Origin of the sequence: Hansschlegelia zhihuaiae (assembly GCF_004103825.1) — a bacterium.
GTDB classification, from domain to species: Bacteria; Pseudomonadota; Alphaproteobacteria; order Rhizobiales; family Methylopilaceae; genus Methylopila; species Methylopila zhihuaiae.
In genome coordinates, this window is sequence record NZ_RYFI01000019.1 from 33,720 (window position 1) to 46,206 (window position 12,487).

General features: G+C 65.8%; 10 protein-coding genes and 1 pseudogene. All 11 read right to left on the reverse strand.

From position 1 onward, the window contains the following. Positions 1-9: 9 nt before the first annotated feature. The gene (locus EK403_RS17660; RefSeq protein WP_128778785.1) at positions 10-846 is read right to left on the reverse strand and encodes a phosphoadenosine phosphosulfate reductase domain-containing protein; all 837 of its coding nucleotides are present in this window, start codon (positions 844-846) and stop codon (positions 10-12) included. Next, on the reverse strand, positions 843-4,145 hold the full coding sequence (locus tag EK403_RS17665) for a hypothetical protein (RefSeq protein ID WP_206659577.1): 3,303 nt from the start codon (positions 4,143-4,145) through the stop codon (positions 843-845). The genes EK403_RS17660 and EK403_RS17665 overlap by 4 nt, the downstream gene beginning before the upstream one ends. Beyond that, complete coding sequence (locus EK403_RS17670) at positions 4,142-5,101, reverse strand: DUF4007 family protein (RefSeq protein WP_245479770.1); 960 nt, start codon at positions 5,099-5,101, stop codon at positions 4,142-4,144. The genes EK403_RS17665 and EK403_RS17670 overlap by 4 nt, the downstream gene beginning before the upstream one ends. Beyond that, the gene (locus tag EK403_RS17675; RefSeq protein ID WP_128778786.1) at positions 5,076-6,248 is read right to left on the reverse strand and encodes a cysteine desulfurase family protein; all 1,173 of its coding nucleotides are present in this window, start codon (positions 6,246-6,248) and stop codon (positions 5,076-5,078) included. The genes EK403_RS17670 and EK403_RS17675 overlap by 26 nt, the downstream gene beginning before the upstream one ends. Next, on the reverse strand, positions 6,245-6,739 hold the full coding sequence (locus EK403_RS17680; protein ID WP_128778787.1) for a hypothetical protein: 495 nt from the start codon (positions 6,737-6,739) through the stop codon (positions 6,245-6,247). Before EK403_RS17680 ends, EK403_RS17675 begins: the two co-directional genes overlap by 4 nt. A gap of 370 nt (positions 6,740-7,109) precedes the next feature. Then, positions 7,110-7,504, reverse strand: a pseudogene (locus tag EK403_RS17685) ((R)-mandelonitrile lyase). 85 nt (positions 7,505-7,589) lie between these two features. Next, positions 7,590-8,792: an MFS transporter gene (locus EK403_RS17690; RefSeq protein ID WP_128778788.1), complete on the reverse strand. Its 1,203-nt coding sequence runs from the start codon at positions 8,790-8,792 to the stop codon at positions 7,590-7,592. A gap of 226 nt (positions 8,793-9,018) precedes the next feature. Further along, the gene (locus EK403_RS17695; RefSeq protein ID WP_128778789.1) at positions 9,019-9,921 is read right to left on the reverse strand and encodes an aldo/keto reductase; all 903 of its coding nucleotides are present in this window, start codon (positions 9,919-9,921) and stop codon (positions 9,019-9,021) included. Positions 9,922-9,972: 51 nt separating this feature from the next. Next, positions 9,973-11,043 (reverse strand): SMP-30/gluconolactonase/LRE family protein, encoded by a 1,071-nt coding sequence (locus EK403_RS17700; protein WP_245479771.1) that lies wholly within the window; start codon positions 11,041-11,043, stop codon positions 9,973-9,975. Further along, positions 11,033-11,413 (reverse strand): cyclophilin-like fold protein, encoded by a 381-nt coding sequence (locus EK403_RS17705; RefSeq protein ID WP_128778791.1) that lies wholly within the window; start codon positions 11,411-11,413, stop codon positions 11,033-11,035. The genes EK403_RS17700 and EK403_RS17705 overlap by 11 nt, the downstream gene beginning before the upstream one ends. Before the next feature lie 110 nt (positions 11,414-11,523). Next, positions 11,524-12,285 carry an SDR family NAD(P)-dependent oxidoreductase gene (locus EK403_RS17710; protein WP_128778792.1) on the reverse strand — a complete coding sequence of 254 codons (762 nt, stop codon included), beginning with the start codon at positions 12,283-12,285 and terminating at the stop codon, positions 11,524-11,526. Positions 12,286-12,487 lie beyond the last annotated feature (202 nt).

Consider the following 12,487-nt stretch of genomic DNA (forward strand, 5'->3'; position numbering starts at 1 on the left):
GCGCTCCACCTACTTGTGGCAGATGACGCAGCCACCGTCGGCTTCATCGACACCGTAGACGTCATCGATCGTCTCATCGGTGCGGGCGGACAGCGGATTAACGGGTCGATTGCGCCTTAGGCGGTCACGTCGGCGCTCATAGTCGGCCTTGATTTGGGCGACCCTGCCGGGCGCGAGCAGATCGACGAGGCGTTCCCCGTGGCTCCAGGTGAAGGGCGAGCCATCGTCCATGGCCGTCTTTTCGTAGGCGATCGCTTCGGCGAAGCGCTGCGGATGGTTCTCCGCGAGCCGCACCCACTCGATCTTCTGCTGGAAGAAACAGAAGGTGCAGCCGGACCTGGAGCGCCAGCGATAGTATGCTGGCTCGCCGACATCGGCTTGATCGAGGATCTCGACCACCCCAGCGCGGTCAATCCCCGCTTCCCGCAGCGGTAGGTGCACCTTCATGTTGGGATGCGTTGCCTGATAGCCCTCGCGACTGGGTTCGTCGGACCGGATCGCAACATAGGAGTGGACAGTGACGCCGTCGTCGAGGTCCTTACGGAGCCAATGCTCCAGCGGCCGCAGCTTCAACTGGCGAGTGCACCAGCGTGTCCGCGGCGAGGGCAGGAAGTTGTTGTACTCTTGCAGCCAGAAATCGAAGTCCCGGTCCGGGTTCAGGCGCGCGATCTGACGGCCGAGGAATCCCTCCAGGCGATCTAGGAACGAATAGACCTCCGGCAGCTCCTTCCCAGTGTCGGTGAAGAAGTATTCGATTTGCAGCTCTGGGAAATGCTGGCGCATATAAACGGCCAGCGCCGCGCTGTCGCGGCCGCCCGAAAGTCCCAGGATGTGCCGTTCGATCACGCTGCCTCCACTTCGCTTTCGGCCGCCAATGCCGCGATGGCGCGCGCCAAGGCCGCGAGCTTTAGGCGCCTGCCATCCGGGTCGGTCTGCAACACCTTGAGGACGTGGTCGGCCAGGCAGGCGGCCGCCTGCTTCTCGCTGTCCGTCAGTTCGAAGCTGCGCAGCAGAGGCGGGGTCAGGGGATCAAGCCCCACGACAAGGGCCAAGGTTTCAGTGTGGGACCGGCGGTCGCGCACCACGGCGAGCGCCTCGAGCTCCCGGAAACGGCGCCCGTACCGCGCCACCTCGGTGAGTGCTTGTTCGCGATCGCGGTCCGACCATCCGTGGGCCGGGCGGTGGAGCAAAACGCTGAGTGCGCCCTCAAGGTCGCCGTGGCCCTCCAGAGAAGCGACCCGGTCGGCGAACGCCTCGAACGCATAGTCGTTGGTGAGTCCCTTAATCGCCGCCGCGCGCTCCGTCAGGCCGGCGAAGGTGTTCGGGACCACGCCCAGCGCCCGGGCGATGGCTTGGCGCATCTCGGCCAGCAGCGCCGGATAGGTCGCTTCGCATTCGAGCAGCGCGTTGTGGACGGTTTCGGCGGCGAGGTCGTCACCGAGCGCCTCAGGGAGCGCGTCGAACAACAGTGCTTCCGGGTCCCGCGACTTCAGGACCGTCCGACGCACCGTTTGGGCCAGGGCGCTCACCCGGGTTGTTCGGGCCGCGTGCACTGGCAGCGCCTCGAACCTCTGGAACAGGGCCTGTGCGACCGGCAGCGAAGTTGACGCGTCCTCCACGCCCAACTGCGACGCCAAGCTGCCTAGGAACGCGGTCTCGCGGACAGTGCGATCAATTATCCTGAACTTGAAGTCGGCTGGACGCTGCAGGAGCCGATCGACGGTTACGTCGTCGATGCCCGTTTGGAAGACGCCGTCGGCATAGACCGCGACGGTCTCCCGGTACGCCAGCATGTAGGCGAGGGCGAGCGCGGGCATGACGCCAGCCTTGATGCCGAAGGGCGGGGCCGCCCAAACCTTGAAGACCTCACCGAGGCCTCCGTCGCCAGATTCCTCCAACACCCGCCAGGCCGGCCACAGAGTTTTGCCCGGGCCCTCGGGCGAGGGCTCGCAAAAGTCGAACCGGCCATCCGCGTCCTCGCGATGCAGCCCGAACGGCTTGATGACCGTCAGATAGAGGCCGAGTTCAGCGGGAAAGCCTGTAATGCCGAGGTTGGCCTGGTCGCCTCGAGACACCATCGCGTGGCAGAGCTCGCGGAGCGCCGCCATTGAGTTTGACGATGGCCGGTCGCGTTGCAACAGCTCGCTCTTGAGCACCGGCGCGGCGGGATAGCCGGCGTCCGCCAAGGCGCTGGCCACGATCGGCAAGGTCTCCCGCATCGGCTTGAATGGCTCGGGAGCGAGCCACCATTTGGCCTCGTCTAACGAGGTTTCGAGAGCGCGATGCAGGCGATCGACGCAAGTGGAATGCCGGGCCGCCAGTTCGCGCCGCGCTATTCGATCTCCCTCAAGCTGCGGATGGTCGCGCAGCACGCGCTCGACGGCCGCGAGTTCAGCCGCGCTGTCGCGCAAGGCATAGCCGTTCGCAGCCGCACCAAGCGCCACGACCAGACCCGACTTCTTCAGCCCCTTGGCGGCTGCCTTGCAGACCGCCTCAACGGCCGATTGCTCGACGCTTCCATCGCCCAGCACCAACGCAAGGTGACCACTGCCCCGGGCGGCCCTGGCGGTGACGCCGGCGGCCAGCTCATCGGCGGTGTCATCAGCCCCGACCAGGTACAGCGAAATCGCGAAAGTGCGCAGGGTGCCTGTGACGAAGTAATGGCGTTTGGCCGTGGCGAACCCGAAGCCAACGCGCTGCGGCAAGCCCTCCAACAACGCGGCATCGACCGGGCTCGTCGCTCGGGCGATGGCCTCCTCCAGGTCGAAGTCGCTGCCCGCGAACAGGGCGTAGCCTCCGAGCCGCGGCTGTCTGATTAGGACCGCCCATTCGAGTAGGTCGGCGATGGCGCGGCTCCGCTCAGCGTCCTCCAGCCCTGGAAGCGAGAGCGCCAAGAAATCTTCCGCCAAAGCGAGCCCGGACCCGTTTCGGAAGAATTCAAGCGCCGCCGCCGTCTTCGTCAGCGCGACGTGGGCCGGGCTGCCCTTTGCGCCGGCGCGTTCGATCGCCTCGAAGGCCAAGCTGAACCGGCCACTGTCGTGTCCTGCGGCGAGCGCCATGCCGAAGTTCGACGCTAGGTAGTCCCACAAGCGATCTGGCCCGTAGGTCGCAGCGTCCCCTTCCGTCGTGGCCAAGAATTCTTGGAAACCAGCCGGCTCGCCAGAACTCAAGAAACCGAAGACGCTACGTTCGTTCTGCGCGAACCGGGCCCGGGAAACCGGCCCGAGAAGGAGAGCGGTGACCGGGTTGAGCGGCCACGTCGCCGCCAGGGCTCCGGTTAGGACTTCAACCTCAGTCGGCCGGCGCCGGGCGACAGCTTGCGCGGTGGCTTCGGCGAGCCCGTGGAATTCGGTGGGTGGGGTGGGGCTGGAGATTGCGCGCCCAAGGAGCGCGACGGTTTCGTCCGCGCCGCTCAGAAACGCGATGTCGTGGAACCGGCCCTGAACCTTAGCCCATTCCTGGCGTGCGTCGCGAGCGGCCCGAGCTGCGTATTGATCGAACGCCTGGTGCAGAATCCCGATGACGACCAGCCGGCCTTTGCTGCGCGTCGCGTGCTCAGCTAGATCCTGCAGGAGATGGATATCGCCGCCGCCAAGCGCTTCGTGCTCCAATAGTTTGCCCAACTCGTCGAGCACGATGAGAGTCCCGCTCGATTTCGAGGATCCCGCACGTTGGATCGCGCTGATCAGCGCATTGTCACTCTCGTTCGCCGCGGCAGCCTGCTGGTCCGTCCAGCCGAAAGTCGTCGCGGCAGCGCCCGCAACGGTGTCGCGTAGACCGACCCGACTGCCGGTGACCGCCACCACCTTCCATGGTCCGCTATCTTCCGGGAACGCCTTGGCGTAGGCCGTCGCCAGTTCCTTGCCGGCGATTTTGGTTGCGATCGCGCGGTTGCCCTTTTGCCCGGCGACCAGGTTCGCCAAGAGCAGGGCTGCGCTGGACTTTCCGCCGCCGTAGGGGCCTGTCCAGGTGTACGCGCCCTGACGGTGCTCGCTTTGGCTTACGGCAAGACCCATGAGTGACTTGCGGACGCTGGCCTGAAGCACATAGCCCACCAAAGGCGGCGTGCCGTTGAGATCAGCGTCGATCCGAGCAGAACGTGCAAACCGGCGATCGATTTCGACGATGTCGGAGAGGCGCATCATGCCGCGACGCCAACAAGCGGTCGGGACGGATAGGCGGCCGCCACGAGGCTGAGGGGGTCGATGTCCCCGCGCTTCTGAACCTGACGAAGGCCGGCCGTGTCGGTCCACTGCCAGGCGTTGTCGGTCAGCTCCGCCAGGTGCATCAAGCGCGTGATCACGCTGTCTTCGTCGAGCTTGAAAACGCGTCCAGGCGAGCCGGGGGCGTAGCAGATCTGTTCAGCGGCGAGCGTGCTGGTGCCGCCTTGGCGCTGCCAAAAATCGGCGAGGCCGTAGGCAAAAACGCCGTCCGGCAGATTGGGTTTTGGGCCCCGAACAAACTCGTACCATCCGCCGAGCCGGGCCTCTCGCACCAAGCCAAGCTCTGCGAGCAGCGGCTCGGCCGCGTCCTCGTTCCGAACATCGCCTTTGCGCACGTAGCTGCGCAGAAAGACCTCCACGTCGCGCTTGATCGTGCCGCGGGTGGCCCGCCAGCCCTTCGCTGTCACCATCTCGAAGAGATCGTCGATCAATGTCGCGGAATCGAATTCGATTGCGTTTAGTGCGTTGAAGGCGTGGAAGGCAGTCGTCGTAACCTCGGGGGTCGCCGCGATGTGCAAGTGACAAAGCCAAACGGTGGCGGGCCGTTCTAGGTAGGGATCTAACCCGCCGTCGGAGAGTAGGAGGCGGCCCAGCGACGTCGGCGAGAGCTGACGATCAGTTTCCTCAAAGAATCCAGAGGCTAAGGCCCAATGACGCATCGAGACCGCCATGTTGCGCCCTACGCCAAAGCGTGCGATAGCGTCTTGTTCTTGGAACGTTCCGGATGGCGCGCCGTCTTTGACGGCATCGAAGGCCTTTTTTAGCCACAGGAGCCGCAGCGGGAACGTCTCGTGCCCTGCGAACTGAACCTTGGAATCGGCGTAGATTGCTTCCTGTCGCATGGAGAGGAGGCTACTGGCGAAGTTCTCCAGTGGCAAGGCGGCAGCGCTCGGCTGCGGCAACAAATTCGTCAGCAGCTAGCACAACATGCACTTCGTCTAAGTAACGGTTAAAGTATACTCTGACAACTTGCTTGGCGGATTTGGCGGAAAAGCCCATTGCTGCAAGGACATGGGAAGTTGTGAGCTGGCCTGACGTGCAAGCGGATCCGGTAGAAATCGCCACTGTCTTCGCCAACGCGACGCACAGAGCGTCTCCGTCGACGCCAGGAATACTTAGGGCGATGCCGCCCGGAACCGTGGGATGGCCGTCCGTCACCCGATGATGGCGAAGTTGTCGATGGGACAAACACTCCAGGAAGCTCTCCAGCAGCACGTCTTCGCGATGGTCTGCCCGGGCGAGTTCAGCGGCGGCAACGGCGGCGGCCGCGCCGAACCCCGCGATCAAGGCTACGGGTTCGGTGCCCGGGCGTAGTCCGCGCTCTTGGCGACCGCCATGCAGGAGGGGGTGGGGCGCCGGCGCGCTTGAAGCACGGTAGAGCGCACCGATCCCCATCGGTCCGTAGCACTTGTGACTAGAGATGCTGAGATAGTCGACGTCGAGCTCGACGACATTGACTGGGATTTTCCCGATCGCCTGAGCGGCGTCGGTGTGAAACAAGCCGCCGACACGGTGGGCTAAGGCGGCCGCCTCGGCGATCGGTTGAATCGCGCCGGTCTCGTTGTTGACGAGCATGATAGACGCCAGAAGGAGTCGTTCGTCCGCCAGTTCGGCGAAGGCTGCAACATTGAGGCGCCCGGTCTTGTCGACGGGGCAGCGAATGACCTCAATGCCCTCGCTTCGCAAGGTATCAGCCGTTTCGAGCACCGACTTGTGCTCGACAGCCGAGACGATAACCCGCGATCGCGAGTGGCAGGCCCGGTGGACCGCCCGCAGAACGCCAGCCAGCGCTAGGTTGTTCGCCTCCGTCGCGCCCGAAGTGAAGGTGATCTCGCCGGGCGAGGCACCGATGAGACTGGCGACGGCGGCGCGTCCCGTAGCTACGAGCGCCGCAGCCTGCTCGCCGGCGGCATTCGGCGATCCCGCGTTTCCCGGACGATCCCACGCCGAAAGCATCGCTGTTCTGGCCTCGGGCGCCAAAGGCTGAGTTGCGAATCCGTCCAGATAGATCGGTCGCGCGATCATGGCGCGGGACCAACTTCGGCCTGCGGCGCTTCGGGCTCCGCAGCGACCGGGCCCCGCTGCACCGCATCTTTCCGACTGGGCGCATCCTCGACTTGTCGATCGTGCACGTGGATAAGTAGACCCGAGCGCCAAGCATCCCCCGGGTTTAGCTTGGCTCCGACGTTCGGCGCATTCTTGGCGGTGAAAGCCATCCCGCTCAGACCCTCTGCCGCCGTTTCGATCGTGCTCCACAGCGCGCCGACACTGTCGAAGCTCGACCCCCTCGAGGCCGTCTCGCTTAGCTCTGAACTTGCCTTCACATGCTCACAGGCAGGTCGTGCTATGGCAAAGACCGTATCGACATCGGCTGTGACGGCCTCCTCGACACCGTCCCAGGCGCTCTCCGTCCCGGCGTCGTTTTCATTTTCGATCAGCTTATAGAACGCGATGATGTCCGAGCTGATGAGGACGGGATCTAATTCAAGCACCATCCGGGCGGTGATTCGGAACAAGCGGACGGATTCTCCGTAAACGCCAAAGGTAGGGGTGGGGAACCGCGTCGCCAAGGGGCACCACAGAAGTTGCATCCTGGTCCGTTTGCGACGCGGTCTCCTCGTCGAGCACGCAGCTGCGTCGAGGCTGGCAGGTGAGGGGACCTTGCTGGTGGGCTGGGATGCGACTGCGCCTTGGCCCGCGGCTGCAGCAAAGCTTGGCGCCGCGATGCAGGTCCTGGCGCTCAGCGTCGGCAAATGACCCTTTGCGGCTGTCTGAGGCGTCTGCTTTCGAAACAGACAGGCGGCCGATCTACGCGGGAGACCGGACTGGAGGATCGGCCGCTCTGATCGCGCGAAGGAGCTCCGCGCGAAGACTACGCTGTCGCGCTCAGTCGCCGTACTGCTCATCCGTAACCTTCTCCATCCACTCGACGACCTTGCCGTCGAGGGCTTCCTGAATGGCGACATGCGTCATCGCGGCCTTCGGGGCGGCGCCGTGCCAGTGCTTCACGCCCGCAGGGATCCAGACGACGTCGCCCGGCATGATCTCCTGAACGGCTGCCCCCTCCTGCTGGACCCGGCCGAGGCCTGACATGACCAGCAGGGTCTGGCCGAGCGGATGCGTGTGCCAGGCCGTGCGCGCGCCGGGCTCGAACGCGACGGTCGCGCCCGTGACCCGCGCTGTCCCGTACCCCTGAAGGGCTGGTCAACCCTGACGGTCCCAGTGAACCAGTCCGCGAGGCCGACCTGCGAGGCCTGCGATCCCGGGCGCTGGATCGTCACCCGGACCTCTTCGGCCGCCGCCGGGGCGCCCATCGCGACCGTGGAGGCCGCGGCGGCCATGATGGCCTGTCTCATGTCGTTTCTCCTACTTAGGCGACCGCCGCGGACAAGCGGACGACCGGGACGTGAAGACGACGAGGACCGCGGCCGCGACCAGCATCGCGGCGCTCGCCGTGAACGTCGCCTGGTAGCCGTCGGCGTCATAGAGAACGCCGCCGACCGTCGCGCCGGCGGTGATCGCGAGTTGGACGATGGCGACCATCAGGCCGCCCCCGGTCTCCGCGTCGTCCGGCAGGGCGCGGGCGAGCCAGGTCCACCAGCCGACGGGCGCGGAAGTCGCGAGCAGGCCCCAGGCGCCGAGCATGACGCCAGTCGCGCCCGTCCAGCCGCCGAGCGTCATGAGGGCGAGCGAAAGGACCGCCATCAGCGCCGGGATCAGCCCGAGCGTCCGATAGAGCCCCTTGGTCAGGAGCCCACCGATCAGCAGCGTTCCGACGAAGCCGGAAACCCCCATCACCAGCAGCATGACCGACAGCGTTGGCACGTCGACATGCGTGACCGTCTCGAGGAACGGCCGCAGATAGGTGAACAGCGTGAACTGGCCCATGAAGAAGAAGGCCGCCGCAGCCATGCCGAGCGCGACCATGGGCTGGCGAAGAAGCCGGAACACCGATCCCTTCCCACTCCGGGCGTCGGCCCTCATCGAGGGCAGGCTCAGGACCTGCCAGATCAGCACGATGACGGCGACGGGGACCACGAAGAAGAACGCCCCGCGCCAGCCGATCAGGCCGCCGAGGAAGCTGCCGAGCGGGGCCGCGACGACTGTCGCGAGCGCGTTGCCGCCATTGAAGATGGCGAGCGCCTTCGGGACCTGGTCGCTCGGCACGAGGCGCATCGCAGTCGCGGCCGACATAGACCAGAAGCCGCCGAGCGCGACGCCGATCAGCGCACGGCCGATCATGAAGACGACGTAGTTGGGCGCAGCCGCGACGACCGCTCCCGAAACGATTGTCAGGGCGGTGAGCGCCAGCAGCAGCGTCTTGCGGTCGAGACCGCCTGCGACGGAAGAGATGGAGAGGCTGGTCAAGACCGCGAAGGCGCCTGAGACCGCGATCGCCTGTCCGGCCTGGCCCTCGGTGACGCCGAGGTCTTGCGCGATCGGGGTGAGCAGGCTGACGGGCATGAACTCCGAGGCGACGAGGCCGAACGCGCAAAGCGACAGGGCGAAGACCGCGCCCCAGGACGCGGAGGGGCTTTCGTCAACGGATGGGGCTGCTGTGACTTGCATTGCGTCTGTCCCGAATGCTTTCCGCTCGACGGAGGCGTGCGTCTGCCTTGCGCGCGGCGTCAGCCTCGCGGTGCGGTCGTGTCCAGTGACGGTGTCTGGAGCGGAAGCTAAGGCCGTGGCTGTGTGCCCGGCACCCGGTCAGTTCCGCATGCGACTATGAGAAAGGCTCATCAATCAGCGGACACACGAGGCAGCGCCACCGAGACGACGCTTCCATTTGTTCGGGTCAGGTCTGCGCCGCCAGCTTCTGTTCGAAGAAGGCGAGATCGAACTCGTTCGGGTCCGGACCGCCTCGCGCGCCGCGGTCGAGACCGTCCAGCGCCGCCATGTCGTCGTCGGAGAGAGCGAAGTCGAAGACGGCGATGTTTCCGGCGATGCGCTCGGGATTGACCGACTTCGGTATCGGGGAGAGCCCATGTTGCAGGTGCCAGCGCAGGACGACCTGAGCAGGCGTCCTGCCAAGTCGCGTCGCCATCCCGGTTATGACCGGGTAATCGAGCAAGCGCGTGGCTGTGTCGGGGTCGTTCGCGTCATAGACGAGCACGCCCCCGATCGGCGACCAGGACTGTGTGGCTATTCCCAGCCTGGCGTGGGTCTCCCTCATCTCCCGTTGGCTGAAGAAGGGATGTAGCTCGACCTGATTGACCGCCGGGACGACGGACGACTCCGCCGCGAGCCTCTCCAGGTGACCGGCCCTGAAGTTGCTGACGCCGATGGCCCGCACCCTTCCTTCGCCGAGTAGCATCTCGGCCGCCTGATAGGCCTCAACGGTCCGGTCGAAGCTCGATGGCACCGGAAAATGCAGGAGGTAGAGGTCGAGGACGTCGAGACCGAGCTTCTCCATACTGATGTCGAAGGCGCGCAGCGCTTCATCGCGGCCGAAGTCCGAGATCCAGAGCTTGGTGGTGACGAACACGTCCGAGCGCGGGAGCCCGCTCCCGGCGATGGCCTCGCCGACCTCGCGCTCGTTGCCGTAGACGGTCGCAGTATCGATCAGGCGGTAGCCAGCGCGCAGAGCATGGACGATGGCGTCGACGGTTTCTTCCGGGGCGCTGCGATAGACGCCCAGTCCCACTGCGGGCATGACCACCCCGTTGTTGAGGGTGATTCCCTCCACGCCATCGACCATGACGGTGTCCTTTGCCTTGCGCTCGGACCCAAGAGGGGTCCGGGGGTGGATCTACCGGTGGGAGTACAGTGTCGCGGCCTTCGCAAAGGCCTTGGACCTGAAGATCGTCGACCCGCGGCCACCGTCGCCGTCGTTGGTGACGATGAACAATTCGTCTGACCCCGTGCGGATCGCCATGCTGGTGGAGCGGAGGTTGTGCCCTTCCTCACGTCCCGGCAGCAGCACTTGGCCGATCGGGATGCCTTGGGGGTTGAATGCGAGGACCCGTCCTTGGCCGTACATCGCGACGTAGACGTTCCCGTCGCCGTCGACCCGCATCGAGTCGGGAGCCGGCCCGACGAAGTGATAGGCGACCGCCGTCCCGAAGGGAGTCGGGGTCGTCGCGTCAGCCAGCTCGATCCGGTGCAGCAGGTTTCGACTGAATTCGGTCACCCAGAGGGTCCGGCCGTCCGGGCTCAGCGCGACGCCGTTAGCCATGGCGAGGTTCGGGACAACCGGAACGACAGTCTTTCTGTCAGGCGCAACGTAGTAGACGCCCCCCTTCGGATCAGTCGACGAGCCCCTGAAGTCGGTGAAGTAGAAGCCGCCGAGCCTGTCGAACACGAGGTCGTTCGGGACATACCCGGCGTCCAGTGACACGACAGTCGCCATGTCCGACCCATCGGCGGCGACCGAAACAATTGAGCCCCTACGGAAGTCTCCGGCGCCGGCCGCGTAGATGCGGCCATCCTTATGCACCGCCAGTCCGCCCAGGCCGAGCGCGTTCTCAGGCACGACCGTCGTGAGCCGCCGCTCGGCAGTGACGCGCAGGATGCGCCCGCTCCCCGCATCCGCGAAAATTAAGTCGCCGATCCGGTCGAACGCCGGGCCCTCCAGCGGCACGCCGACGTCTGCGACCTTGAACCACTCGTCGGCGACCGCCGTCTGGAGCATGCGCTCGGCCGGCGGGATTGGGGCAGGCCCGCGCGTCAGCTCATCATATGCAAGCGGTCTCGGGATATCTCCGGCCTGCACGAGGAGAGAGAGCCCTGGCCATCCGATCGCCGCGACGACCAGAGCGCCTCCGAGCACGCGCCGCGCGTGCGGCCCGATCGGTGCGAGCGTCGAACCGTCAGGGGTCACGGCGTCGCCTCGCCTGTATCGCTTCGATCGTGACGGCGACCGGATCCGAGCCGCGGAACGCGTCCGGAATCTGCTTCAGCCGGCCGAGGCGTACCAGTCCCTTGGAGTACGGGAACTCCTTGTAGAAGACCGCGAGGTTTCCCCAGGGCGCGTAGTAGGCGATGTCGCCCGCAACGGGGGTGAAACCTTCGCGAGCCCCGGCGGTCGGCAGCTTGCGCGGGAGGTCGCTGATCTTCTCCGTGGCGTTGTAGTCGGTCAGCTTCAGCGTCATCCACACAAGCGCCCCGAATGCTCGGGCGGCCTCTCCGTCCTCGAGGGTCGCCTCGACGGTCTCGCCGCTCCCCGCGATGCGGAACTGGATCTCGTTCATCGGACGTCTCGCGGAGCTCTCGACTTCAACAGGCCAGGCGACGGAAGTCGTCGCCAGGAAGGCCGCGGCGATAGCCGTCGCTCGCGACCGATGGTTTCCGACGCCCGGCATCAGTGCGCCGTGTAGCCGCCGTCGACCGGAAGGGCGACACCCAGCACGAAGCTAGCCGCGTCGCTACAGAGCCACAGAACGGCAGCTCCAACCTCGTCCGGCTTTCCAAGGCGGCCAATTGGCTGCTTCTTAAGGATCTCAGCCATGGCCTCGGGGCGCTCCTCGATCATTTTGGCGACCATCGGCGTGTCGATCGTCGCGGGACACACCGCGTTGATGCGGATGCCGCGAGCGGCGTTCTCGAGGGCGGCGGCCTGGGTAAGGCCGATCACGCCGTACTTGGTGCCGTGATATGCTGTGAGGAACGGGTTACCGACCAGCCCGCCGATGGACGAGCAGTTGACGATCGCGCCGCTTCCCTGCGCCTGCATCTGGCGCAGCTCCGCCTTCATGCAGTTCCAGACGCCACGCAGGTTGACCGCGACCACGCGTTCGAAGTCGGCGCTCGGAACGTCCACGACGTCCGCCGGAGGAATCTGGATCCCGGCGTTGTTAAAGGCCACGTCGAGGCGGCCGAACCTCTCGACCGTCTGCCGGACCATCGCTTCGACCTGATGCTCGTCCGTCACGTCGCAAGGCACGCCGAGCACCGTGCGCCCCGCCGCCGTCAGATCGTCGGTCGCCTTCCGGAGGGCCTCGGGGTTGAAGTCTGCGAGCACCACCGACGCGCCGGCCTCGGCGAAGAGCCTGGCGGTCGCCAGTCCCATGCCCATCGCGGCGCCCGTCACGAGCGCAACCTTGTTCTCGAACCCAAGCTTCATGATGCGGACCCTCCTGCGTTCCGAAGCTTCGCGCTCATGCGCGGCGTGTTTCCATCGACGGGTCCTCAAAGGTCGTTAGTCGGTGCCGTCGCGCGAGCCGACCACGGTCCCCGCCTGTCCCGCGACCTGCAGCGCGGATGAGCCGTAGTTAGACCCTAGGCATTCCCGCCATTAGCCGCCTGCGCCTCATTGCTTTCATCGA

Excerpts from the sequence above, each read along its gene's own strand:
- EK403_RS17710 (WP_128778792.1), bottom strand. The coding sequence starts at position 12,285 with ATGAAGCTTGGGTTCGAGAACAAGGTTGCGCTCGTGACGGGCGCCGCG.
- EK403_RS17675 (WP_128778786.1), bottom strand. The coding sequence starts at position 6,248 with ATGATCGCGCGACCGATCTATCTGGACGGATTCGCAACTCAGCCTTTG.
- EK403_RS17665 (WP_206659577.1), bottom strand. The coding sequence starts at position 4,145 with ATGATGCGCCTCTCCGACATCGTCGAAATCGATCGCCGGTTTGCACGT.
- EK403_RS17695 (WP_128778789.1), bottom strand. The coding sequence starts at position 9,921 with ATGGTCGATGGCGTGGAGGGAATCACCCTCAACAACGGGGTGGTCATG.
- EK403_RS17705 (WP_128778791.1), bottom strand. The coding sequence starts at position 11,413 with ATGAACGAGATCCAGTTCCGCATCGCGGGGAGCGGCGAGACCGTCGAG.
- EK403_RS17690 (WP_128778788.1), bottom strand. The coding sequence starts at position 8,792 with ATGCAAGTCACAGCAGCCCCATCCGTTGACGAAAGCCCCTCCGCGTCC.